The following is a 24,272-nucleotide window of genomic DNA, read 5'->3' as shown; positions in this document are numbered from 1 at the left end:
CTCACCCCCGTCCCGTGATCGCCTGCACGGCGTCGCCGGTCAACGACGACACCACCGAGGGCAGCGCCATGAAGAGCGCACCGGCGAACAGGACGGTCAGCCCGATCTTGATCGGGAACCCCATCTGGAACGCGTTGAGGGCCGGCGCGACGCGGGTGAGCAGACCGAGGCCGACGTCCGCCAGGAACAGCACGACCACCAGGGGCCCGGCGATCTGCAACGTCGCGAGGAACATCTGCGACATCGCCGCCACGAGGGCGTGCGCCAGACCGTCGACGGCGAACGCCCCGGTCAGCGGCACGGCGTCGAAGGACCGCACGAGCCCACCGACGATGAGCTGGTACCCGCCCGAGGTGAACAGGAGCGCGAGCGCCGCCATCTGGAACAGCCGGGTGAACTGGGCGCCGTTGACCTGCGACTGCGGGTCGAACGCCTGTGCCAGCGTGAACCCGCCGAACAGGTCGATGAGCGCACCGGCGGACTGCACCGCGGCGAACACCAGGAACACGAGGAAGCCGAGCGACAACCCGACGACGAGCTGGGTGAGCAGTGCGAGCAGGAACGGCCCGGTGGCGAGCGACTCGTACCCGACGGCGACGCGCGGGGCGACGCCGATCGCCAGGCCGAGCCCGAGGATCACCTTCACGGTGCCGGGGAACGCCCGGTACGAGAACGGCGGCGCGATGACGAAGAACGCGACGAGCCGGACACCGGCGAGCATGGTCGCCTCCAGACGGTCGGCGTCGACGCTGAGCTCCATCAACCGCTCCCGAGCAGCTTCGGGATCATGTCGAAGGCGACGTGGGTGAACGCCACCATCTCCGAGATCATCCAGTTGCCGCAGATCACCAGGGCGATCGCGACCGCGACGGCCTTCGGCACGAACGAGAGCGTGACCTCCTGGATCTGGGTCACGGACTGGAACAGCGAGATCGCGAAGCCGACGACGAGCGACGTGATGAGCACCGGCGCCGCGAGCTTCGCCGACACGAGGAGTGCCTGGAGGACCAGGTCGATGACGGCCTGCTGGTTCATGCGCGCCCCCTAGACAACGTGGTAGCTCTCGATGAGCGACGTGATGATGAGGCCCCAGCCGTCGACCAGGACGAAGAGCAGGATCTTGAAGGGCAGCGAGATCATGACCGGCGGGAGCATCATCATGCCCATCGACATGAGCGCCGCCGAGACGACGAGGTCGATCACCAGGAACGGGATGAAGATGACGAACCCGATGATGAAGGCGCTGCGGAGCTCCGAGATGATGAACGCCGGGATGACCGTCGTCATCGGCACGTCCGCCATCGACTTCGGGTTGTCGAGGCCGGCGGCGCGGGCGATCAGGGCGACGTCCTCGTCGCGGGTCTGGTGCAGCATGAACGTCCGCAGGGGCCTCGTGCCGATCTCGACGGCCTGGTCGAAGTCCAGGTGGCCGGCGAGGTAGGGCTGCAGCGCGTCGTCGTTGATGTGCCCGAGCACCGGCGCCATCACGAACAGCGACAGGAACAGCGCCAGGCCCGCGATCACCTGGTTCGGCGGGATCGACTGCAGTCCGAGCGCGTTCCGGGTCATCGCCAGGACGACGAAGATCTTCGTGAACGACGTCATCATCAGCATGAGCGCCGGGGCGACGCTGAGCAGCGTGATGCCGATGAGCGTCACGACCGCCGACGACGGGGTGCCGTCCGGACCGTTCACGCTGACGCTGAAGTCGCCGTTCGCGGGAGCGGTCGGGGTGGCGGGAGCGGTCGGCTCCACGACCCCGGCGGCGTGGGCACCGGTCGCGGTGAGCATGAGGAAGCCGGCGACGACGGCCAGCCCGAGCAGGACGAGGGCGACGACGCGTCCGGACAGCGCCAGCCGGTGCGACCCTGCGGCGGTCACCCGACCCGCCGGTTCCGGAGCGCCGCGGCCGCCTGCCGCCACGTGTCGACCGACAGGATCGACCCCTGCAGCTGCTGCGCCGTCGGCAGCGTGGTGCGCTGCGGACGACGGTTGCGCGGGCGCATCGGCAGGGCCTCCGGGAGGCCCGTGGGGGCGTCCGCCTGCAGCGCCAGTTCCTGACCGAACGCGTCGGCCGACGGGGCGGGACGCACGGGCAGCTGCACGGGTCCGGTCACGATGGTGAGTTCGGGAGCGGGCGCCTGCCCGCTCGTCAACAGGCTGACGCCCTGCTCGGAGACCCCGAGCACGAGGCGCTCCCCCTCGACGTCGACCACGACGACGCTCGCCTTGCCGCCCAGGCCCTGGCGGCCGACGACCTCGACGGTCGCCGCCCGGCGCCCGGAGGTCCTGCCCACGAAGCGCTTCTTGCTGGCGCGGTGCAGCACCCACATGAGGGCGAGCACGACGCCGAGCGACAGCGCGACGCGGAGGGTGACGAGGAGGGTGTCCACGGGCAGGCTCAGAGGGATTCGGCGACGTCGAGGATGCGGGTGATCCGGACGGCGTAGTCCTGGTCGACCACGACGACCTCGCCGTGCGCGATCAGGCGCCCGTTCAGCAGGACGTCGGCGGGGGCACCGGCGCTGCGGTCGAGTTCCACGACCGCTCCGGGTTCCATGCCGAGGACGTCGCGGACCGACATGCGGGTGCGCCCGATCTCGACGGTCAGGGTCATCTCGACGTTGTTGATGCGGCCGAGGTTGCCGGCGGGCACACCGACCGGCGCGGCGGCCGAGACCGTGCCGTGCTCGCGCACGCGGATGCCGAACCAGCCGCTCGGCACACCACCGGCGGCCAGCTCGAACACCACCGTGTCGGGGTCGGCCAGCAGCGCGGCGGCCGACTCGCGCCTCGCCTCGCCGAGGACCCCGACGCCGAGCACGGAAGCCGCGGCCTCGAGCGACGGGCGCAGCACGTCGGTGACGGCGACGATTCCGTGGTCGGTGCCGCCGGCCGCGATCACGGCCTCGAGGTCGGTGAGCACGAGGGCCAGATCGGCCGACAGGCCGCCGACGAACGAGGCGACCACGGCGTCGGTCGCCGCTTCGAGCGCGACGGGGGTCGCGCCTCCCGGCAGCAGCTGTGCACCCAGCGGGACGGCCGTCGGGAGCTGCGCCGCGAGCGACTCGGCCGCGGTGGTCTGGAGGGTGGTCGTGGCGTTCATGCGAGCTCCGTGCTGGTTGCGGACGACGTGCCGGCGGCGGCCGAGGTGGTGGTGACGACGATGCCGGCGAGGCGCGAGCCGTTCGCGCCGACCGCGGCGGTGCCGACGGGTTCCCCGTCGACCGCGATGGTGAGGGGACGGTGCTGCGGGTGCGGCAACGGCAGGACGTCGCCGACGGCGAGCCGGAGCACCTGCGTCGGCAGGACCGTCGCCGGGGCGAAGCGCAGGCTGACCCCGACGGGCACGCCCGCGAGCTGCGCGTCGAGCAGGGCCTGGGCGTCGGCGGGCGACACGTTGGCGGCGGCCTCACCGAGCTGCGGCAGCACGGCCTCGGCCGGCAGGGCGAGGGTGCCGGGGGCGACGCGGTCGCCGACGCGGATCGAGAACGCCGCGACGATCATCAGGTCGCCCTTCTGGGCGGCCTGGGCGAACTGCGAGTTGAACTGGAAGCCGCCGGCCGTGACGTCGTGCGCGAGCAGCCCGCCGAACGAGTACCGGAGGTCGTCGAGGGCGTCCTCGACGATCTTGCGCACGAGGGCCTGCTCGATGGGCGTGAAGGTGCGCTCCGGGGTCGGCAGGGGCTTCGAGGCGCCGAGGGCGTGCGAGACCCAGGTCAGGGCGGCGTCGAGCGGGACCTGCAGGACGCCCTTCGGGACGACGTCGGCGATCGGCAGCAGCACCATGCCGGTGAGCGCGGGCAGCGAGGCGGCGTACTCGTCGTACGTCACCATCTGCACCTGCTCGCAGGTGACCTGGCTGACGGCGCGGACCTTCGCGGTGAGCTGCGTGCCCCACTGGCGCGCGAACGTCTCGAACGCGAGCTCGAGGACCCTGGCGTGCTCACGGGCGAGCGTCGACGGGCGCGCGAAGTCGTACACCTCGGGCGCGGGCAGGGTCTCGGTCACGGGTGCGTCTATCGGTCGCCTGTGTGGCACCCGTCAGTGCTGTACCCCGTACTGGGGAGGCGGGGTCCGGTCGGGCCGCCGATCGCGTGTCAGCCCTGGCGTGCTCCGTCCTGCGCCTTCGCGAGCGCCGGCATCAGCGCGCTGACGTCCTGGTCGGCGTTCGACAGCACCACGATGTCGACCCGTCGGTTCAGCGCGAGGTCCTGGTCCGTGCCGCCCTTCGCGAGCGGCCGGCTCGACCCGAAGCCGACGCTCTGCACGTGGTCGCCCGGCATCCCGCCGCGCTCGACCAGGTCGCGGAGGACCCCCGTCGCCCGGGCCGCACTGAGTTCCCAGTTCGTGGCGTACGGCGCCGTCGAGTTCCGCTGGTCGGCGTGCCCCTCGACGCTGACGTCGTGGTGGCTGCCCTTCAGCACCGGGGCGATCGCGTCCATGATCGACTTCGCCTGGTCGGACAGGTCCGCGCTGTTCGTGCCGAAGTACGTCTCGCTGCCGATGAGCCGGACGATCAGGCCACGGGCATCGACGGTGAACTGCACGTTGGCGGTCTGCCCGGCCTTCGCGAGGTTCCGCTTGATCGCCGTCTCGATCGCGGTGAGGTCGTCCAGCTCCTGCTTCGCGGCGGCGACGTCCTGCTTCGTCGCGGTCACCGGCACGACGGTCGACGCGGGGTCGACGTTGGTGTCCTCCGCGCCGGACGACGCCGTCGAGTGGTCGGCCTGCGACTTGTCGCTGGAGTACCCGGATCCGTCCTCGACCTGGTCCTTCGTCACCACCGTGCCGCTGGCGGTGTCGACCTTCTGCGACTTCACCTCGCCGAAGCCGGTCGCCAGGGAGTTCTTCAGGGCGATGTACTTCTCCTGGTCGACCGTCGACATCGCGAAGAGCACCAGGAACATGCACATCAGCACCGTGATCATGTCCATGTAGGACGCCATCCAGCGCTCGTCGGGGTGCTCGGCCTCGTCGTGGCCCTTCTTCGCGCGGCCGCGGCCGCGGCCCCGGGGGTTGGCGCTCATCGTCAGGCCGCCAGCTGCTGGTCGTCGACGTCCTGGTCGTTCTTGCCGGCCTTGCGCTTCGTGGTGTCGGCGCGTGCGGCCGGCGGCACCATCGCCTTCAGGCGTTCACCGAGCAACCGGGGCTGGCTGCCGGCCTGGACCGCGAGCAGGCCTTCCATCAGGAGCGTCTGCCGGTCCGACTCGAGCTGCGCGAGCTTCCGGAGCTTGCCGCCGATCGGCAGCCACATGAAGTTCGCCGTCAGCAGGCCCCAGAGGGTCGCGACGAACGCACTCGCGATGAGCGGGCCGAGCTCGTCGGGCTTGCCGAGGTTCGCGAGGACGTGGGTCAGGGACACGACGGTGCCGATGATGCCGACCGTCGGGGCGAACCCGCCGAGGCCCATGAAGAACGCACTCGCGCTCCGGGTCGGCGCCGCGTTCGACTCGATCTCGTCCTCGAGCAGGATCCGCAGCTCGTCGCCGTCGGTGCCGTCCGCGATGTTCTGCAGCGCCTTCTTCAGGAACGGGTCGTCGTGCTTGTCGGCCTCCTGCTCGAGCGCGAGCAGACCGTTCGACCGCGCCGTCTCGGCCAGGCCCACCACGTCGTCGATGACCGACTGCGGCGGGGTGACCTTGCCCGTGAACGCCTTCGGCACGGCCTTGAAGCTCGCGATGGCGTCCTTCAGCGTCGTGCTCGCGATGCCGCACCCGATGGTCGCACCGAACACGAGCAGCATCGGCGCGGGCAGGAACAGTCCGGCGAGCTCGACGTGCTCCATCTCGACCATGCCGAACAGGGCGCCGAAGGCGAGCAGGATCCCGATGATCGTCGCGATGTCCACGTCAGCGACCCCCGTCCTGCGTGCGGAGGGGTGCGACCGCGGTGAGCGTCGGCTGCGGGCCGGTGGCGTTCCTGGTCGGCAGGTCGGTGCCGTACGCCATCCCGACGATGCGGGCGCGGTACGCGGCGATCAGGTCGATGACGTCGGCCATGGACTCGCGGACGATGTACTTCGCCCCGTCGACCATGATGAGCGTCGTGTCCGGCGTCTCGTGGATGCGCTCCACGAGGTCGGGGTTGACAGCGAATGCGCTGCCGTTGAGTCGTGTGACGACGATCATGGCCCGTCCTGGTTCTCGATCGTCCCGCCGCCGTCCGTGGGGCGGGATGCTGCCCGTCCGTGGGCCTGCACGGAGGTCTATCGGCGGGTGGGGCCGGGGCGTTAGCAGGGGTCTGGCGGCGTCTCGGCTGATCCGCAGGGAACCGGTGCATCCGATCGGGGCCCACGGCAGGTAGTGGGGGTACGACGTCGACGACGACGTCGTCCGCTCCGGCCCGGACCGGCCCGAAGGAGAACGCCATGCGCAAGACACTCGTCACCGGCCTGAGCGCCGGTGTGCTGTTCGCCGCCGCCGCCGTCGTACTACCGGCGACCGCCGCCACCGCCGCCACCGGTGAGGCGACGCTCTCGGTCCTGCACGCCGTCCCGGACGTCACCGTGGACGTCTACCTCGACGGGGAGCGCGCCATCGACGACTTCACCCCCGGGACACTCGCCGGCCCGATGATGGTGCCCGCCGGTGCCCACCAGCTCGCGATCACCGCATCGGACGCCACCGACGCGTCGAAGCCGATCATCGGCCCGGCCGACGTGTCGTTCGACGCGGGCGGTGACTACACCGCCGTCGCACACGACGCGGCGGACGGTTCGCCGACCGCCACGGTGTTCACCAACGACACCTCCGCCGTCCCCGCCGGCCAGGGGCGTCTCGTCGTCCGGCACGTCGCGGCCGCACCCGCGGTCGACGTCCTCGCCGGCGGGGAGGCCGTCGTCACGAACCTGTCGAACCCGGACGAACAGGCGCTCGAACTCCCGGCCGGCACCGTCTCGGCCAGCGTCGCCGCGACCGGCACGACCGATCCGGTGATCGGCCCGGCGGACGTCGAGGTCACGGCCGGCGCCGACACCATCGTGTACGCCTGGGGCAGCCTGGACGACTCGAACCTCGCCCTCGCCACGCAGACGATCTCGGACCTCGGTGGGACGCCGAACGGTGTCCCCGCCGGCAACGCCGGTCTGGTGGCCACGAACGGTCAGGACTCCCTGCCGCTCGTCGGTGGTGCGGCAGCAGCCCTGGCCGCCGCTGCCGTGGTCGGAGCGGTCGTGCTCCGTCGCCGTCACGCAGCGGTCCGCCGCTGAACGTGCGGTTCCCCGTGCGGTCCGCCGCGGTGACGGCCATCGCCGTCGCCGTGGCGATCGCATCCCTGACCGGGTGCTCGTCGGCCGGATCCGCCCCCGACGGGCAGCCGCCCGCCCTGCCGACGAGCACCCCCACCCCGGTCCCGACGGCGTTCTCGACCGAGGTGCCGCAGCAGGCAGCCACCATCCCCCCGGTCCGGCGTGCACCGGCTCCGACGCGCATCGTCGTCGACCACGACGGCATCAGCGCCCCCGTCCGGCCCGAGGGCGTCGACCGCACCGGGGCCATGGGGCTGCCGCCCGATCCCGCGACGGCCGGCTGGTACCGGTTCGGCGCAGCTCCCTCGTCGTCGGAGGGCAGCGTGGTGCTCGCCGCCCACGTCGACGCCGTCGGGTACGGCATCGGACCCTTCGCCCGGCTCCGGGACGTCCCCCGCGGGACGACGGTCACCCTCACCGACGCTGCCGGTACCGACACCCGGTGGCGGATCGACTCCGTCAGCATGCTCGAGAAGCAGGGACTCCCCTGGGGCGACGTGTTCCGCGGCGACGGACCGCGCCGACTGGTCCTGGTCACGTGCGGCGGCCGGTTCGACACGGGCACCGGACACTACGAGAGCAACCTCGTCGTCACCGCGGCACCGATCTGACCGTGGCGACCGACGGCCGCTTACGATCAGGTCGTGGTCGACGACGACCGCACCAGCGACAGGAAGACGTGACGACCATCCTCCCGGACGACGGCGAACTCTCGGACGCGTTCCGCGCCGGGGGCGAGCACGCCCTGCGCGCCGTCTACGAACGCTGGTCGTCGCTGGTGTACTCGTTGGCCCTGCGCGCCCTGGCGGACCCGGCCGCCGCGGAGGACGTCACGCAGCAGGTCTTCGTGAAGGCCTGGCAGCGGAGCACGAGCTACGACCCCACCAGGGGCCCGCTCGGCGCCTGGCTGGTCGGCATCACCCGCAACTGCATCGCCGACGCCCTGAACGATCGCCGGCGGCACGCCAGCGCCGCCGACCCGGACGTGGTCGAGGAGACCACCCCGGCTCCGGAGCCGGCGTTCGACCTGGCCGAGCGCGCACTGGTCGCGGGTGAGCTCGACCGACTCGACGAGACACCGAGACGGGTGATGCGGCTGGCGTTCTACGACGACCTCAGCCATCGTGAGATCGCCGAACGGCTCGACCTGCCGCTGGGCACCGTGAAGAGCCACATCCACCGAAGTCTGGCTCGGCTCCGAACACGTCTGGAGGTGGTCGAATGAAGCACGTCGACGACGAGACGCTGGCGATGCTCGCGGTCTCCGACCAGGTGGCTGCGGACGACGTCGCCGAACACCTGGCGTCCTGCGCCCGGTGCCGCGACGAGGTCGCCGTGCTGCAGCGGGTCGCCGCCGTCACGCGGGCGTCCGACGACCTCGAGCTGATCGCGCCCCCGGACCACGTCTGGGACCGGATCGCGGCCGAGATCGCGCAGACGCCGCAGCAGGTGACCGCGCCCGTCGACCCGCAGCCCCACGTCGTGTCCCGTCGCCCCCGGTCGGGCGCGCGTCGTCGTCGCCTCGTGACGGTCGTCGTCGCGGGTGCCGGCGTCCTCGCGGTCGTCCTGGGCATCGGTGTGGCGACCGGCGTCGTCCCCGGGCTGCCCCGCGGCAGCACCGAGACCGTGCTCGCGGACACCGAGCTCGCGCCCCTGCCCGGGTGGTCCGGCACGTCCGGCACCGCTGAACTCGAACGCGACCGGGACGGCCGGGTGACGCTCGTGGTCGACCTACACGGTGAACGCGGTCGCTCCGGCACCGGACCGCTCCGCGAGGTCTGGATGATGCGATCGGACCTGGCCGGCCTGGTGAGCGTCGGGTACCTGGACGGCGACCGCGGCACCTTCACCGTGCCCGCCGACCTGGACACCGCGCGGTTCCCGGTGGTGGACGTCTCGGCCGAAGCGGACGACGGCGACCCGGCACACTCCGGCGACTCGATCGTGCGGGGAACGCTGACCGATCCCTGAGCGTGTTCGTCCCCCGAATTCTCAGCTGTGACGTATTCGAGACCACCAGGTGCGCGACAGGTGTCGATGTGCACCCGTTTTATCTCATGAGCGTGTTAGCGTGGCGCGCATGACCGACACCACCACCGTCGTCTCGCCGGCATCTCCGGCGACCGCAGCACCACTCCGCGAGGTCGGCGCCCTCATCCGGGGCGCCCGCAAGGGCCGCAGCATGACCCAGGCGCAGCTCGCCGAACGCGTCGGCACCAGCCAGAGCGCGATCAACCGCATCGAACAGGGTGGGCAGAACCTGTCCCTCGAGATGCTCACGCGCATCAGCGACGCCCTCGACCAGCAGATCGTCTCGATCGGCGGCGCCCCGCAGCGTGCCCACCTGCGCGTGCAGGGCGGCCGGAAGCTCAGCGGCTCCATCGCCGTGAACTCGAGCAAGAACGCGGCCGTCGCACTGCTCTGCGCGTCGCTGCTCAACCGCGGCGTGACCCGGCTGCACAAGGTCGCCCGGATCGTCGAGGTCGACCGCATCATCGACGTGCTCCGCAGCCTCGGCGCGAGCGTCACCTGGTCGGAAGACGGCGAGACCCTCGAGATCGTCGCCCCGTCCGACCTGCGCCTCGACGCGATCGACGCCGACGCCGCCCGCCGCACCCGCAGCGTGCTGATGTTCCTCGGCCCGCTCAGTGGCCGGTACGAGTCCTTCCGGCTGCCGTACGCCGGCGGCTGTGACCTCGGCACCCGCACGGTCGAGCCGCACCTCATCGCCCTGCGTCCGTTCGGCGTCGACGTCGAGGCGACCTCCGGCTGGTACGAGGTCGGCGTCGCGAACCAGGACGTCCCCACCAAGTCGGTCGTCCTCACCGAGCGCGGCGACACGGTGACCGAGAACGCGATCCTCGCCGCGGCAGCCCGCGACGGCGAGACCGTCATCCGCAACGCCAGCCCCAACTACATGGTGCAGGACCTCTGCTTCTTCCTCGAGCTGCTCGGGGTGCAGATCGAGGGCATCGGCACGACGACGCTCCGCATCACCGGCAAGAGCCGCATCGACGAGGTCGTGGACTACTGGCCGAGCGAGGACCCGGTCGAGGCGATGAGCCTGCTGACCGCGGGCATCGTCACCGACTCGACGCTGACCGTCACGCGTGCGCCGATCGAGTTCCTCGAGATCGAACTCGCGACCCTGGCCGAGATGGGGCTGCGCTTCGACGTTACCGACGAGTACCCGGCCGCGAACGGCCGCACCCGACTGGTCGACATCACCGTGCACCCGTCTGAGCTGCACGCACCGATCGACAAGATCCACGCGATGCCGTTCCCCGGGCTGAACATCGACAACCTGCCGTTCTTCGTGGTCATCGCCGCGTGCGCCTCGGGCACCACGCTCGTGCACGACTGGGTGTACGAGGGCCGGGCGATCCACCTGCTCGACCTGACCCGCCTCGGCGCGAGCGTCACCCTCCGCGACCCGCACCGCCTCGACGTCACCGGTCCGACGCACTTCTCCGGCGCCGAGATCAGCTGCCCGCCGGCACTCCGCCCCGCGGTGGTCATCCTGCTGGCGATGCTCGCGGCGAAGGGCGAGAGCGTCCTGCGCAACGTGGGCATCATCGCCCGCGGCTACGAGCAGCTGCAGGAGCGCCTGAACTCGCTCGGCGCGTCCATCGAGACGTTCCACGACTGAGGCGACCGCCCACCCGCGTGACCTGACGGCCCGTCCCCGCAAGTGGGGACGGGCCGTCACCCGTTCTGCGCGGATCGACCCGTGCCTCCAGGCTGATGCGCAGGAGCGCTCCACCACCCACCCAGGCGACCGGTGCTGGATGGGGTGATGGCCACGAGATCGCTCCTGACCGTCCCCCTGCTCACCACGGTCGCGGCCGCCGCCACGGCCTGGTTCGTCCTCGGCCCCGCCGCCGCCCTCGCGTTCGTCGCGCTCGCGCTCCTCGAGATCGCGATGGCCGCCGACTCGTCGGTGCCGATGGCCGGCATCGCCGGACGACTGCACTCCCCCGCCCGCCGACTCTTCTTGTCGCTCGGCATCGTCGCGGGCGTCCTCGCGATGCGCCTGCTCCTGCCGCCGGCGGCGGTCGCCGTCGGCGATGCGACCGACCCGGCGAGCTCCGTGCAGGAGGCCGTGTTCGCCCCCGGGTCGTTCTCGGCACACCTCGCCGAGGTGCGCCCGGCCCTCGCCGCCTTCGGCGCCGCCTTCATCTGGCTCGTGTTCGCCGAGTACCTGTTCAACACGGACCGTGCGTCGCGCAGGTCCTGGCTCGGCCGCCTGGAGGCCCGGCTCGCCGCCGTCGCGCGGCCTCGCGTCTGGTCGCTGGTCACCGCTGCGACGGGGGTCGCCGTGACGGCCGTCCTCGTCGGCGTCGACCGCGCGTGGTCGCCGGGAGCCCTGCTGCCGGTCGTGCTCGGCGGCGCGGCGGGCATCGCCGCGTACCTCGGGTCGAAGCGCGTCGCCGCCTGGGCGCTCGACGGGGTCGGGTCGGACACCGCGTCGATCGGGGTCGGGCGGGGCGCCTGGCGGATCCACGCCTACGCGTCGACGGTCGTGTTCGAGCGGGGGCTCGTCGTGTTCATGCTGTTCGAGATCCTGGACGGGGTGTACAGCCTGTCGGGCTCGGGCACGCTCGGCGCCGACGGGCTCGGAGCGCTCGAACAGGCCGCGGTCGCGGTGGCGGCGATCGGCGTCGGCGCGGTGTTCCTGGCGCGCCTGACCTCACGGTTGGACGAAGCCTCCGGGCTGAAGCGGTTGCGCTACCTGAAGGCCGGGGCGGCGTACGTGCTCGGCGTGCTCGCGGTGCTGCTCTGGGCGAGCCTGCTCGTGCCGATCCCGGGTGTCGTCGTCGGGTGGTTCGGCAGCGTGGTGATCGGCTCGGCGCTCGCGAGCTCCCTGCCGTGGCGAGCCTGGTGGCGTCGGCTGTCGCGGCGCCCGCACCCCGCCTGATCGCGCGCCTGGAAGGATCCACCGGCGATCGGCGTTGACTTGCGGGTCGGACGACGATCGGAGTGCACGTGCTGGGTCCTGAACTGGTGGTCGTCCTCGGCCTGGCCATCGCGCTGACGGCGGGGATCGCGGACCGGATCCGGGTGGCCCCGCCGGTGCTGCTGCTCGTGTTCGGCGCCGCGTTGGCGTTCGTGCCGCAGTTCGCCGACGTCGAGCTGCCCGCCGACGCCGTCCTGCTGCTGTTCCTGCCGGCACTCCTGTACTGGGAGAGCCTGACCACGTCGCTGCGCGAGATCCGGAAGAACCTGCGCGGCATCGTCCTGATGGGCACGCTGCTCGTGGTGGTCACCGCCGGAGCGGTCGCGGTGCTCCTCCACCTGCTCGGCCTGCCCTGGGGACCAGCATGGGTGCTCGGCGCGGCGGTCGCCCCGACCGACGCGACCGCGGTCGGCGTGCTCACGAAGATGCTGCCCCGCCGCAACGTCACCGTCCTGCGGGCCGAGAGCCTGGTGAACGACGGTACGACCCTCGTCGTCTACGGCATCGCGGTCGCCGTCACGGTGGGGACGCAGGAGCTCACCTTCTGGGGCGTGTCGGGGATGCTCGTCCTGTCCTACGTGGGCGGGGTCGCCGCTGGCCTCGCCGCCGCGTGGGTCGGGACGCTCGTGCTGCGCCGGGTCGACACCGTGGTGCTCGAGAACCTCGTCACGTTGCTCGTGCCCTTCGGCGCGTTCCTCGCGGCCGAGGCCATCGGCGCGTCCGGCGTGCTCGCCGTCGTGGCGGCCGGCATCGTCGTCAGCCAGGTCGGCCCGAAACTCGACCGGGCCGAGACCCGGCAGCAGGTCCGGGCGTTCTGGTCGTTCCTGACGTTCCTGCTCAACGGCGCGTTGTTCGTCCTGGTCGGCATCGAGGCGATGGTCGCGGCCCGGGCCCTCACCCCACCCGAGCTGCTCCGCGCAGCCGGGATCGTGCTCGCCGTCGCGGTGGTGCTCGTCGTCGTGCGGTTCGCCTTCCTCAACGCCGCAGGCGGCACCGTCTGGCTCGTCACGCGGCGCACCGGCGGCGCTCCGCGCGAAGGGCACCGCGACCGGCTCGTCAGCGGCTTCGCGGGCTTCCGCGGAGCGGTGTCGCTCGCGATGGCCGTCGCCGTGCCGCGCATGCTCGAGTCCGGAGCGGACTTCCCGGACCGCGACCTCATCGTCTTCGTGACGGCGGGCGTCGTCGTCGTCACGATCGTCGGGCAGGCGCTCGTGCTGCCGGCGGTCCTGCGGCGGGCAGCGCTGCCCGAGGACGAGTCGGTCGGCGAGGAGCGCCGCTTCGCGGAGCGGACGGCGATCGAGGAGGCGCTCGACGCACTCCCCCGGCTCGCACGGTCCACGGGCGCCGACCGGGCGACCGTCGAACGCGTCCGCAAGGACTACGAGGCGCACCTCGACGTCATCCGGGCACGCGAAGAGGACGACGACGAGCACCCGGCACTGCAGCGGCACGACTCCGCCGTCGCGCTCGAACTCGCCCTGGTGCAGCACAAGGCCGCGACCCTGCTGCGGCTCCGCGACTCGGACGAGATCGACGACCTGGTGCTCCGGCAGGTCCGCGCCGGCTACGACGCGGAAGAGGCACGGTTGGGCGGCATCACGCCGGCGTGACGCCACCGTCCGCGTCGTCGGAGGCCGCAGCGTCGGACGCGAGCGCCTTCCGACGCTGCGCGACCTGGACCGCGATCGCGACCGGGATCGCGGCGAGGGCGACCGCCCGCAACCACGGGCGGTCGAACACGTGCCGCGTGGCGTGGTCCAGCGACACCGGACCGGGGCCGCCGAGCGCGAACATCGCCGCCGAGAAGCCGAGGAACGCCGGGAACTCGAACCCGCCGTCGGCGTTGAAGAAGCCGTTCGGGGTGTGCACGCTCGACGCGACGCCCATTGTCGTCGCGGCACCCGCACCGGCGATCGGGGTGGCGAGTCCGAGTGCCAGGGCGGCGCCGGAGCCGGCCTCCCCGATCCCTGCCAGGACGGCGTTCCGCTTGGCGGGGCGGAACCCCATCGCGTGCATGCCCTGCGCGGTGCCTCGTACGCCGGGTGGATCAGCCGGGAGCCGGGAGCCGGAGCGACGTGGAGCAGGGGTGCCGTCCTGGCGAGAACAGCGCACCATGGTCGGAAGCCGCCCACGGGCGGACACACACGGACGGAAGCGAGCGCGACCATGGACACGGACGATCCCCTGGAGACGGACCCTCAGCACTACCGGCTGCTGTGGGAGAACCAGCACGTGCGTGTGCTCGACTACACCGACGCGCCGGGCGACGAGACGCAGGTGCACCACCACCCGGACAGCGTGATGGTGACGTTGACGGCCTTCGAACGCCGTCTCACCATCGACGACCGCAGTCGTGACGTGACGCTGCCCGCCGGCACGGCCGTGTGGCTCGGAGCCCAACGCCACTCCGGGCGGAACAGCGGGACGACACCGACGCACACGATCCTGGTCGAACTCAAGGACCTGCCCGAGAGCGGCTCGGGATCCGACACGCTCGGTCCCGCGGCCCAGACCGTCTGACGCAGCGGCGGAAGCGGACCTCGACCCTGCCGCCATCGGGGCCCGTACCGCCGCCGGGTTCACGCTCGCGGCGTGTCACCGTCCGGCGGTACCACGCAGACCGGGACCGACGCCCGGTGCAGCAGTGCCTCGCCGACGGACCCGGCGAGGAAGGCTCCCAGTGCTGAACGGTGCCGTCGACCGACCACGACGAGCGAGGCCGTGGTGGCAGCGCGCAGCAGCACGTCGGATGCCGTGCCCTGCCGCAGTTCGCCACGCATCCGCAGATCCGGGCGCGAACGGCTCACCGCACGGATCGCGGCATCGAGCTCGAGCTGTCCCTCGTGCTCCCACAGCGGCCGGTCACGCGCGAGGTAGACGCGACCGAACGGCGAGACACTCGTCGGCGGCTCCCACGCGCGGACGAGGACGAGTCCGTCTCGACGCCCCTCGGCCCTGCCGGCGGCGAACGCCAGCGCGCCCGCGGCGGTCCGGCTGTCGACGCCCACGACGACGGCGTCACGGTCCGCCGAGGACGACGGCCGTTCCGGGACGACCACGACGGGTGTGGTCGCGTGCGCGACCACACGTTCCGCCATCCGACCCGTGATCGCCGCCCACAGCCGGTCGGTCCGTCGCCCGCCGAGCACCAGGACGTCGGACACCGTCGCGTCGACCAGCAGCCGGGCGAGGGTCGGCCCGCTCACGACGTGGCGCTCGACGCGCAGGCCCGGGTGCCGGCTCCGGAGGCGGCGCTCGGCGATCGCCAGCCGGCCGGTCGATCGCTCCGGTGACTCGCCGAACAGTTCGTGCACCGTGAGGAGCCGGACGGCATCGCCGTCGCCGACGTTCCCGTCGACCCAGTCGAGCAGTTCCACGCGGCCTCGGACTCATCGACGGCAACGGTCCAGCGAATCGGGTCGGGCACGGTCGGTCCTCTCGTCGCACGATGTAACGACCGTGCGCGCGATCGCACTCGGGACCGCAGGGCTTTGGTCCCCCGGTGACCAGCAGGACAGAAGGCCCTGTCCGGTCGGCGCTCGCCGTGCCACGGTCGCGTCGACCGGTGCGGGCACGCCGCCCGGCGAGGACGAGGAGCGCCTGCATGGACGACACGACGATCGAACAGGTCCACCGGTGGTGGCGTGCCGCGAACTACCTCGCCGTCGGGCAGATCTACCTGCTCGACGACCCGCTGCTCCGGCGCCCGCTGACCCCCGACGACGTGAAGCCGCGGCTGCTCGGGCACTGGGGCACGACACCTGGCCTGAACTTCGTCCACGCACACCTGAACCGGGTCATCCGGGAACGCGCGATCCGGACGCTCTTCGTCTGCGGGCCCGGGCACGGCGGACCGGCGGTGGTCGCGAACGCCTGGCTCGACGGCACGTACAGCGAGGTCTACCCGGCGGTGTCCGCCGACGAGGACGGCATGCGGCGGCTCTTCCGGCAGTTCTCGTTCCCCGGCGGCATCCCGAGCCACGCGGCACCACAGACCCCGGGATCGATGCACGAGGGCGGCGAACTCGGGTACTCCCTGTCGCACGCCTACGGCGCGGCGTTCGACGACCCGACCCTCCTGGTGGCGGCGGTCGTCGGTGACGGCGAGGCCGAGACCGGCCCGCTCGCGACGAGCTGGCACTCGAACAAGTTCGTCGACCCGCTGCGCGACGGGGTGGTGCTGCCGATCCTCCACCTGAACGGCTACAAGATCGCGAACCCGACGGTCCTCGCCCGGATCCCCGAGGACGAACTCGTCTCCCTGATGCGCGGGTACGGACACCAGCCGTTCACCGTCTCCGGCGGGTTCGACGGGGAGGACCCGCACGCGGTGCACCGCCGGATGGCCGAGACCCTGGACGTCGTGCTCGACGAGATCGCGCGGATCCGTGAGGCCGCGCGAACCGGGACCCTGCAGGGGCGCCCGCGCTGGCCGATGATCATCCTGCGCACACCGAAGGGCTGGACCTGTCCCCCGGTCATCGACGGCGAGCCGGCCGAGGACAGTTGGCGGTCGCACCAGGTCCCGCTGTCGGATCCCCGGCACTCGCCCGAGCACCTCGCCGTCCTCGAGGAGTGGATGCGCTCGTACCGTCCCGAGGAGCTGTTCGAGGCCGACGGCTCCCCCGCGCGTGACATCCGGGCGCTCGCACCCGACGGCGATCTCCGGATGAGCGCGAACCCCGTCGCGAACGGTGGTCTCGTCCGCACGGACCTGCGGATGCCGGACTTCCGTGACCATGCGATCCCGGTGGAGACCCCCGGTGCCACCTCGACCCAGCCCACCCGCGTGCTCGGGCGCTGGTTCGCCGACGTCGTCCGCACGAACCCGTCGACCTTCCGGGTGTTCGGGCCCGACGAGACCGCGTCGAACCGGCTGGACGCCCTGTACGACGTGACCGACAAGCAGTGGGACGCCGAGGTGCGTCCGACGGACGAGCACCTCGCCCCGCACGGCCGGGTCATGGAGATGCTCAGCGAGCACCAGTGCCAGGGCTGGCTGGAGGGCTACCTGCTGACCGGGCGCCACGGGGTGTTCGCCACGTACGAGGCGTTCGCGCACGTCGTCGACTCCATGCTCAACCAGCACGCGAAGTGGCTCGCCGAGAGCCGACGGATCCCGTGGCGACGCCCCGTCGCGTCGCTCAACTACCTGCTGTCGTCGCACGTCTGGAGCCAGGACCACAACGGGCTCTCGCACCAGGACCCGGGGTTCATCGACCACGTCATGAACAAGCGTCCGGAGGTCGTCCGGGTCTACCTGCCGTTCGACACCAACACGCTGCTCTCGACGTTCGACCACTGCCTGCGATCCGTCGACCAGGTCAACGTCGTCGTGGCGGGGAAGCAACCGACACCCGACCTGCTGACTCCGGACGAAGCGCTCGCGCACTGCACCCGGGGCCTGGGGATCCTGCCGTGGGCCGGCACCGAGGTCGCGGGCGAGGAGCCGGACGTGGTCCTGGCGTGTGCCGGCGACGTCCCCACGCTCGAGGTCCTCGCCGCGGCGTCCATCCTGCGGCGCGAGGTGCCGGCGCTGCGGGTACGGGTGGTGAACGTCGTCGACCTCATGCGACTCACCTCGCCCGAGCAGCACCCGCACGGCATGCCGGACCAAGCGTTCGACACCCTGTTCACCCGGGACCGTCCGGTCGTGTTCGCGTTCCACGGCTACCCGTGGCTCATCCACCGGCTCACCTACCGCCGCGCGGCGAACGCCGACATGCACGTCCGCGGCTACACCGAGCAGGGCACGACGACGACCCCCTTCGACATGCTCATGCTCAACGACCTGGACCGCTTCCACCTCGTCCTCGACGTCCTGGACCGCGTCCCGGGGCTCGCGGTCCGCCACGCCGGACTCCGCCAGCGGATGCAGGACGCCCGGCTCGAGGCGCGCGCCTGGACGAGGAGCCACGGTGAGGACCTCCCCGCCGTCGCCGGGTGGCGCTGGGACGGGTGACGTGCGCCGGCCCGGTCAGCGGACGACCGCGACGGCGGTCCGGGAGGCGCGGATCACCTGGTCGACGACGGTCCCGGTCCGCCCGCGGTGCGCGCCGGCCCCCAGGACCAGCAGGCCGGCACCGTCCGCCGCCTCGACGAGTCGACGGGCCACCGGCCCCTCGACGAGCTCGCGGTGCACGTCGAGGTCCACCAGGCCGAGCAGCGCGTCCTCGACGTGCTCCTCGAGTTCCTGGAGTCGGCGGTGGCGTGCTCGATCGACGTCGGCCGGATGCCCTGGAGGTGACCACACGGTGACCGTGCGCAGGGTCGACCCGGTGCGTCGTGCCTCCTGGCCGGCGAAGCGCAGTGCCGCCTGTGCGTCGGACCCGGGTGCCACGCCGACGACGACCCCGTGTCCGGCCGGGGCGTCCGCCGGGACGGCGACGACGGTGCAGGGCGCGGCATCCACTAGCTGCGCGGCGACGGACGGACGCGCGCCGGCGGCAGCCGGGACCACGTCGTGCCCGACGACCAGGAGACAGCCCGCGTCGACGGCACCGAGCAGCACGGCGACCGGACCTCCGCGGTGCACCTCGACGGCGACGTCGACGCCGGGAGCGTGTGCGCTGTTCGTGACACCGGTACGGACGCTGCCGTCGGCATCGCTGAGTGCCGGCGCTGAGCGGTCGTCCGGGACCGCGTGCACGACGACGAGCCGCTCGACGGTTCCGCCCACCCGGGTCGCCGCCCAACGCAACGCGGCGCGCGAGCCAGCCGAGCCGTCCCAACCCAGCACGATCCTCGTGGTCATGGTCGACCGCCTCTCCGGAAGCCGCAGTGTGCCGCCGCAGGCACCTTGCGACGAAGCGCACGACCGGCACAGTGGCCTTGGTCCTGCGTGCGTCGGCGCTCTCCGGATCCGGCCGGGTGCGGGACCTAGGGCCCTGCCGGCGAGGCGGCGGCGCGCCGTAGCGTCCGGTCATCCGATGCGGCGCGAGCCGCAGGCGACGCACGGTGCGCCGCCGCGAGAGGGAGCGATCATGACCGCCTACACCGTCGCCATCGACAACACGGTCGCCGGTTGGAAGACCATCGACTGGACCGGGGACACCGTCGACCCGGCGACCGACAGCGTGCGACTGCTCACCGTCAGCGAGTTCTACGGCGAGGCCCTGACGCGGTCGGAGAACCGTCTGGCGGCAGCCGCAGAGCGACTGCGCACCACGCATCCCGGACTGGCGGTCACCCACGACGTCACCGGCGGCCCGACGGCCGATCGCCTGGTCGCGGACGCGGTCCTCGGGGACGTGCTGGTGATCGGCGCACGACAGGCGCACACGATCGCGGCCGCGATCACTGGTCGTGTCGCGGAGCGGGTGGTCGCGCACGCAACGACCCCCGTGATCGTGGTCCCCGAGCAGTGGGAGCGTGCCGACGGCCCCGTCGTCGTCGGTGTGGACGGGCGATCGGCGGCATCGGCGCTCGCCTGGGCCGCGGACGCCGCGCAGCGTCGCGGGCGGGAACTCGACCTCGTCCGGGCCTGGGCGGTGCCGATCGCGATGGCCCCCTACGCGAACATCTACCTCGAAGAGGACCGTGCGCTCTGGTCGAACGAGGCCGACATCGAACTCCGCGCTGCGATCCGAGCCGTCGGGAACGCCCATCCCGGCTTGCGGGTGGACGGGTCCTCGGTCGAGGGGCAGCCGCGCGAGGTCATGCTGCAATCGTCGCGGGGAGCGTCCCTGGTCGTCGTCGGCCGTCGGCACCGGACCGCCATCGGTGGATTCCTGGCCGGCTCCGTCGGCGAGCACCTCATGCACCACGGGCACGCCCCGGTGTGCGTCGTCCCGCAACCGCGGCGCCGCGCAGAGGACTCGGACCGGGTGGCTGAACCCGCACACGCCGAGGTCGGCTGATGCACGACGGGAACGTGGTCATGACCGAGCGCATCGTCGTCGGCGTCGACGACCACGACGCCAGCGACCGCGCGGTCGACTGGGTCGCGGTGCGCCGGGTGGTCCCGGGCAGCACCGTCGAGATCGTCACGGTCTCGAACGGGTACGGCGGCGACGTGACGGGGCTCGACGACCGGCTCCGCCGAGCCGCGGATCGGGTCACCGCGGCGCACCCCCGGATCGACGTCACGACGGCGACGCTGTTCGGTGCACCCGACCGCATGCTCGTCGAGACCGCTGCGACAGCCGACCTGCTCGTCGTCGGCTCCCGGCGCCAGCACCGTGTGCGCACCGCGCTCGACGGCTGGATGCCGGAACGGGTGCCCACCATCGCCACCGGACCGACCGTGGTCGTGCCCGAGGACTGGCGGCCGACGAACGGCGACGTCCTCCTCGGGGTCGATGACGAGAACGGCGACAGCGCGCTCCGGTTCGCCGGGGCCCAAGCGGTCCGCGACCATCGTCGGATCAGCCTGGTCCGGGCGTGGAAGGCCCCGGTTCCGGCCCGGGTCGGTGGCCTGAGCGTCCTCGAGGACCCGAGACTGCTCGAGGAACACGCACGGTCCGTCCTCGTCGACGCGGAGCGCCTGCTCCACATCCGGTTCCCGGGCCTGCAGCACCGCCCGGTGCTCGAGGAAGGCGACCCCGCCGAGGTGCTCGAACGCCACGCCGCCGACGCGTCCCTCATCGTCCTCGGCCGGCACCACCGCTCCACGCTCGGCGGACTGTTCTTCGGTTCCACCGCGCACGACCTCATCACCCGGTCGCGCACCCCGGTGTGCGTCGCGCCGCTGCGGACGCCCACACTCGACGGTCGATGACAGCGCCCACGCGACCGGGACCGATGGGACCTTGGTCCCTACGTGCCCGCACACGGCGCCCGCTACCGTCGGTGCCGTTCGGAGCGGAGCCGCTCCCGCCCAGGACCCGAACCGGTCGGGAGCGGCACGTCACGAACAGAGTAGGTTCGGCAGCGACTCCGCAGGGAAGGGGTGCACGCCGATGGCCGATGACCTCGTCTTTCCCGACGGCCCCCGATCCGCCCTCGAGAGCACGATCGAGGAACTCGTCGACCGCGCGCAGGCGGTGCTCCGGACCCAGGGCCGCCTGCGCGACCTGCTCGCCGCGAACCGGCGCATCGTCGAGCACCTCGACCTCGAGGACACCCTGCGCGCCGTCGTCCGAGCCGGAGTCGAACTCGTCGGCGCACAGTACGGTGCACTCGGGGTGATCGCCCCCGACGGCACCGCACTCGAACGGTTCATCCACGTCGGCATGGACGCCGAGCACGTCGCCCGCATCGGCCACCCACCGCACGGCGACGGACTCCTCGGGGCGGTCGTCCGCGAGCACACGGCGATCCGGATCGACTCGATCGCGGCGGACCCCCGGTCCACCGGCTTCCCGCACGGGCACCCGCCGATGCGGGGCTTCCTCGGGGTGCCGGTCCGTGTCCGCGACACCGTCTACGGCAACCTCTACCTCGCGAACCCCGCCCGCGGTCGGTTCACCGCCGAGGACGAAGAACTCGTCGAGGCGCTGGCGGCCACGGCCGGGGTGGCGATCGACAACGCTCGGTTGTTCGACGAGGCGCGGCAACGCGAGCGATGGACCACCGCCGCGGCCGAGGTCTCGGCAGCCCTCGTGGGTGACGAGACGCTCGAGGACGTCCTGACCCTGATCGCCGACCGGGTCATCGCCTTCGTCGACGCGGTCCTCGTCAGCGTCGTCGAACCCCGCAGCGACCCGACCACGATCCACGTCGCGGTCGCCGTCGGCGCCGGGGCGGCCGGCGTGCAGGGGCGCGACTACGCCGCGGCCGGCTCGTTGGGCGGCCGTGCCATGGCCTCCGGGACCGTCATCGCGGACCCGACCGGCGCCGAACTGCCCCGGTACGACTGGGCACCGCCGCTCGGCCCCACGCTCGCCGTGCCCCTGCGCGACGGGAGCGCCGCCCTCGGAGCGCTCATCATCTCCCGCGGCCCGGGAGCGCGGCCGTTCTCGGTGAACGAGGTCGCGATGGCGGACGAGTTCGGGCGGCAGACGAGCGTCGCCCTCGCCGTGGCACGCGGCCGGAAGGTCCGCCGCCTCCTCGAACGCGCCGAGGACCGCGGCCGCATCGCGCGTGACCTGCACGACCACGTCATCCAACGGCTCTTCGCCGCGGGGCTCTCGCTGCAGGCGACCGCCCAGCGCGCCCCGGACCAGCTGCGTGAGCACATCGACGACCAGATCACGATCATCGACGAGGCGATCGGCGAGATCCGCACCGCGGTGTTCGCCCTCGAGACGCCTGAGCGCCACCAGCCGCGCTCGACGCGCGACCGCTTGCTCGACGTCGTCGCGGAACTCGGTCCCGCACTGACGACCGCACCGCGGATCAGCTTCTCCGGCCCCGTCGACACCGTCCTCGTCGGCGATCTGGCGCACGACGTGGTCGCGGTCGTCCGCGAGTCGCTCGCAAACGTCGCACGCCACGCCGCGGAGGCGAGTTGTCGCATCAGCGTCGGAGTCTCGGACGGTACGGTCCGGGTCGAGGTCGACGACGACGGTCTCGGGCCGGGCACCCGCGAACGGCGCAGCGGGACGGCCAACCTGGCCGCCCGAGCACGCCTCCGCGGCGGTGCGTACGACCTGGAAGGGCCCCCTTCCGGCGGCACACACGTCGCATGGACGGTGCCGATCGATCCCCAGGGAACGGACCGACCATGACGACACGCGTGTTCCTCGTCGACGACCACGAGATCGTGCGTCGTGGCGTCGCGGACCTCATCGACGCTGAACCGGACCTCGAGGTCGTGGGCGAGGCCGGCACCGTCCGCGACACCGTCGGTCGGGTCGCCGCGACGCTACCCGACGTGGTCGTGCTCGACGTCCGCCTCCCGGACGGCAGCGGCATCGACGCCTGCCGGTCGGTCCGCTCGGCGTTCCCCGACATCGCCTGTCTGATGCTGACGGCGTACGACGACGACCGCGCGATGCAGGCCGCGATCCTCGCGGGTGCGGCGGGGTACGTCGTGAAGGACATCCGCGGACAGACGTTGCTCGAGGACATCCGACGGGTCGCGGCAGGACGGCGGCTGCTGCCGGCCGCGAGCGTGCCGGCGACGGTCGAGCGACTGACGAAGGACGTCCGCGACGACGTGCCCGACCTCACCCTGCGCGAACGGCAGGTCCTCGAACTCATCGCCGGTGGCCTGACGAACCGCCAGATCGGCGACCGCCTCGGACTCGCCGAGAAGACCGTCAAGAACTACGTGTCCGGACTGCTGGCGAAGCTCGGACTCGAACGACGGACGCAGGCCGCCGTCTACGGCGCCGACCACGGCGTCCGGGATCACCGGCGCCCCTGAGGGTGGGCCGCGCGCCCGTCTCGCGCGGTTCCTGCGCGGCCGGCCCTACGGGCCCGGTCGCAGGACCATCGGCCCTGACGGAGCACCTTCGCATCGGTCATCGTTGCCCTTCCGCTGATCGTCCGAGGCGACCCGACCCATGACCACGACGCTCCAAGCGACCGTTCCGGGCGCGCACCCGGCTCGGTCCCGACGGCAACGCACCGCAGCGCGCGCAGCCTGGGCGTCGTGCACCGACCACGAGCGGGCTGACCTCCTCGCCCGGTGCAGCGGCATCGCGGTCGCCAGGACGATCACCCCGATGCGTGACGGGTTCGTTCCGCCTGGCGACGCGAACGACACGGCGGACGTCCCAGGACGGTGCGACCAGATGCTGCAGGACATCGCCGTCCACCTCGGGCGGCGTGCCGAGGAGCACACGCACGTCGGTGGGCTCCGGACCGAGCTGGTCGTCGACGACGGCTTCCCGCTCGACCTGGCCACCGTGCACCTCGGCGCGGCCCTCATCGGCGGCGAGGCCGTCGTCCTGGGACTCACCCAACACGTCGACGTCGGCGCGCTCCGGTACTTCCGTGGCCTCGCGACGCTGCTGCCCGGTGGGATGCTCCACGTCACCCTCGGGGAGCGCTTGGTCCAGGGCAGGACCGACCGCAGCGTGTGGCTCTCACCGACCTGCATCACGGACCGCTCGCCCGTTGCCCTGGGACTCGCGAGCGCGATCGTGTCCATGGCGGTGTCCCGCGGAGCCGACGACGGGACCTCCGACCCTGCGCTGCCGGCGGTGTCTCGGTCATCGTGACCGTGCGAGCGCCGAC

General features: G+C 72.3%; 26 protein-coding genes. 14 read left to right on the top strand and 12 right to left on the bottom strand.

The genetic code is table 11. The features are described 5' to 3' along the window. Window position 1 precedes the first annotated feature (1 nt). The 9 genes from ACGH48_RS09675 to ACGH48_RS09635 form a co-directional block, all read right to left on the bottom strand. Window positions 2–760, bottom strand: coding sequence for a flagellar biosynthetic protein FliR (locus ACGH48_RS09675; RefSeq protein ID WP_123312688.1), 759 nt, complete (start codon window positions 758–760; stop codon window positions 2–4). After that, a complete protein-coding gene (gene fliQ / locus ACGH48_RS09670; protein ID WP_123312689.1) occupies window positions 760–1,035 on the bottom strand; it encodes a flagellar biosynthesis protein FliQ in 276 nt (91 codons plus the stop codon). The genes ACGH48_RS09675 and fliQ overlap by 1 nt, the downstream gene beginning before the upstream one ends. A gap of 9 nt (window positions 1,036–1,044) precedes the next feature. Then, window positions 1,045–1,881, bottom strand: a complete 837-nt coding sequence (gene fliP / locus ACGH48_RS09665) for a flagellar type III secretion system pore protein FliP (RefSeq protein WP_396288306.1) — start codon at window positions 1,879–1,881, stop codon at window positions 1,045–1,047. Further along, window positions 1,878–2,393: a FliO/MopB family protein gene (locus ACGH48_RS09660; RefSeq protein ID WP_396288304.1), complete on the bottom strand. Its 516-nt coding sequence runs from the start codon at window positions 2,391–2,393 to the stop codon at window positions 1,878–1,880. Before ACGH48_RS09660 ends, fliP begins: the two co-directional genes overlap by 4 nt. A gap of 8 nt (window positions 2,394–2,401) precedes the next feature. Then, entirely contained in the window at window positions 2,402–3,106 is a 705-nt protein-coding gene (gene fliN / locus ACGH48_RS09655; protein WP_396288303.1) for a flagellar motor switch protein FliN, read from the bottom strand. Then, entirely contained in the window at window positions 3,103–4,011 is a 909-nt protein-coding gene (locus ACGH48_RS09650; RefSeq protein ID WP_340196139.1) for a flagellar motor switch protein FliM, read from the bottom strand. The genes fliN and ACGH48_RS09650 overlap by 4 nt, the downstream gene beginning before the upstream one ends. 89 nt (window positions 4,012–4,100) lie before the next feature. Continuing rightward, on the bottom strand, window positions 4,101–5,030 hold the full coding sequence (locus tag ACGH48_RS09645) for a flagellar motor protein MotB (protein WP_396288302.1): 930 nt from the start codon (window positions 5,028–5,030) through the stop codon (window positions 4,101–4,103). 2 nt (window positions 5,031–5,032) lie between these two features. After that, window positions 5,033–5,851, bottom strand: a complete 819-nt coding sequence (locus tag ACGH48_RS09640; protein ID WP_396288301.1) for a motility protein A — start codon at window positions 5,849–5,851, stop codon at window positions 5,033–5,035. 1 nt (window position 5,852) lies between these two features. Beyond that, window positions 5,853–6,131: a flagellar FlbD family protein gene (locus ACGH48_RS09635; protein ID WP_222661086.1), complete on the bottom strand. Its 279-nt coding sequence runs from the start codon at window positions 6,129–6,131 to the stop codon at window positions 5,853–5,855. Window positions 6,132–6,370: 239 nt separating this feature from the next. Between ACGH48_RS09635 and ACGH48_RS09630 the strand changes: the two genes are divergently transcribed. The 7 genes from ACGH48_RS09630 (at window position 6,371) to ACGH48_RS09600 (ending at window position 13,816) form a co-directional block, all read left to right on the top strand. Beyond that, window positions 6,371–7,210 carry a DUF4397 domain-containing protein gene (locus ACGH48_RS09630; protein ID WP_396288300.1) on the top strand — a complete coding sequence of 280 codons (840 nt, stop codon included), beginning with the start codon at window positions 6,371–6,373 and terminating at the stop codon, window positions 7,208–7,210. 29 nt (window positions 7,211–7,239) lie between these two features. After that, window positions 7,240–7,860 carry a class F sortase gene (locus ACGH48_RS09625; protein ID WP_396288298.1) on the top strand — a complete coding sequence of 207 codons (621 nt, stop codon included), beginning with the start codon at window positions 7,240–7,242 and terminating at the stop codon, window positions 7,858–7,860. A 68-nt stretch (window positions 7,861–7,928) separates the two neighbouring features. Further along, on the top strand, window positions 7,929–8,474 hold the full coding sequence (locus ACGH48_RS09620) for an RNA polymerase sigma factor (protein ID WP_396288296.1): 546 nt from the start codon (window positions 7,929–7,931) through the stop codon (window positions 8,472–8,474). Continuing rightward, the gene (locus ACGH48_RS09615) at window positions 8,471–9,220 is read left to right on the top strand and encodes an anti-sigma factor (protein ID WP_396288294.1); all 750 of its coding nucleotides are present in this window, start codon (window positions 8,471–8,473) and stop codon (window positions 9,218–9,220) included. The genes ACGH48_RS09620 and ACGH48_RS09615 overlap by 4 nt, the downstream gene beginning before the upstream one ends. Window positions 9,221–9,329: 109 nt before the next feature. Beyond that, window positions 9,330–10,898 carry a helix-turn-helix domain-containing protein gene (locus ACGH48_RS09610; protein ID WP_396288293.1) on the top strand — a complete coding sequence of 523 codons (1,569 nt, stop codon included), beginning with the start codon at window positions 9,330–9,332 and terminating at the stop codon, window positions 10,896–10,898. A 147-nt stretch (window positions 10,899–11,045) separates the two neighbouring features. Continuing rightward, entirely contained in the window at window positions 11,046–12,167 is a 1,122-nt protein-coding gene (locus ACGH48_RS09605; protein ID WP_396288292.1) for a DUF475 domain-containing protein, read from the top strand. A gap of 68 nt (window positions 12,168–12,235) precedes the next feature. Further along, window positions 12,236–13,816, top strand: coding sequence for a Na+/H+ antiporter (locus ACGH48_RS09600; protein WP_396288291.1), 1,581 nt, complete (start codon window positions 12,236–12,238; stop codon window positions 13,814–13,816). Here the strand turns inward: ACGH48_RS09600 and ACGH48_RS09595 are convergent. Then, a complete protein-coding gene (locus ACGH48_RS09595) occupies window positions 13,803–14,321 on the bottom strand; it encodes a DoxX family protein (protein ID WP_396288290.1) in 519 nt (172 codons plus the stop codon). The two genes, ACGH48_RS09600 and ACGH48_RS09595, sit on opposite strands and share 14 nt — an antisense overlap. 51 nt (window positions 14,322–14,372) lie before the next feature. On the opposite strand from ACGH48_RS09595, the gene ACGH48_RS09590 reads away from it, so the two are divergent. Continuing rightward, window positions 14,373–14,726 carry a cupin domain-containing protein gene (locus ACGH48_RS09590; RefSeq protein ID WP_396288289.1) on the top strand — a complete coding sequence of 118 codons (354 nt, stop codon included), beginning with the start codon at window positions 14,373–14,375 and terminating at the stop codon, window positions 14,724–14,726. A 59-nt stretch (window positions 14,727–14,785) separates the two neighbouring features. Here the strand turns inward: ACGH48_RS09590 and ACGH48_RS09585 are convergent, their stop codons facing one another. Further along, window positions 14,786–15,583, bottom strand: a complete 798-nt coding sequence (locus ACGH48_RS09585) for a universal stress protein (RefSeq protein ID WP_396288288.1) — start codon at window positions 15,581–15,583, stop codon at window positions 14,786–14,788. Window positions 15,584–15,771: 188 nt separating this feature from the next. Here ACGH48_RS09585 and ACGH48_RS09580 point away from each other — a divergent pair, with 188 nt between their 5' ends. Continuing rightward, the gene (locus ACGH48_RS09580; RefSeq protein ID WP_396291116.1) at window positions 15,772–18,168 is read left to right on the top strand and encodes a phosphoketolase; all 2,397 of its coding nucleotides are present in this window, start codon (window positions 15,772–15,774) and stop codon (window positions 18,166–18,168) included. Window positions 18,169–18,183: 15 nt separating this feature from the next. Here the strand turns inward: ACGH48_RS09580 and ACGH48_RS09575 are convergent, their stop codons facing one another. Continuing rightward, a complete protein-coding gene (locus tag ACGH48_RS09575; RefSeq protein WP_396288287.1) occupies window positions 18,184–18,960 on the bottom strand; it encodes a universal stress protein in 777 nt (258 codons plus the stop codon). 229 nt (window positions 18,961–19,189) lie between these two features. Between ACGH48_RS09575 and ACGH48_RS09570 the strand changes: the two genes are divergently transcribed. The 5 genes from ACGH48_RS09570 (at window position 19,190) to ACGH48_RS09550 (ending at window position 24,256) form a co-directional block, all read left to right on the top strand. Next, a complete protein-coding gene (locus ACGH48_RS09570) occupies window positions 19,190–20,065 on the top strand; it encodes a universal stress protein (RefSeq protein ID WP_396288286.1) in 876 nt (291 codons plus the stop codon). A gap of 20 nt (window positions 20,066–20,085) precedes the next feature. Further along, on the top strand, window positions 20,086–20,925 hold the full coding sequence (locus ACGH48_RS09565; protein WP_396288284.1) for a universal stress protein: 840 nt from the start codon (window positions 20,086–20,088) through the stop codon (window positions 20,923–20,925). A gap of 181 nt (window positions 20,926–21,106) precedes the next feature. Further along, complete coding sequence (locus tag ACGH48_RS09560; RefSeq protein WP_396288283.1) at window positions 21,107–22,816, top strand: GAF domain-containing protein; 1,710 nt, start codon at window positions 21,107–21,109, stop codon at window positions 22,814–22,816. After that, complete coding sequence (locus tag ACGH48_RS09555) at window positions 22,813–23,457, top strand: response regulator (protein ID WP_396288282.1); 645 nt, start codon at window positions 22,813–22,815, stop codon at window positions 23,455–23,457. The genes ACGH48_RS09560 and ACGH48_RS09555 overlap by 4 nt, the downstream gene beginning before the upstream one ends. Window positions 23,458–23,596: 139 nt before the next feature. Next, entirely contained in the window at window positions 23,597–24,256 is a 660-nt protein-coding gene (locus tag ACGH48_RS09550) for a hypothetical protein (RefSeq protein WP_396288281.1), read from the top strand. Window positions 24,257–24,272 lie beyond the last annotated feature (16 nt).

The organism is Curtobacterium pomorum (assembly GCF_044497295.1).
In the GTDB taxonomy this organism is placed as follows: Bacteria; Actinomycetota; Actinomycetes; order Actinomycetales; family Microbacteriaceae; genus Curtobacterium.
This window is presented reverse-complemented; position numbering and strand designations above follow the sequence as displayed.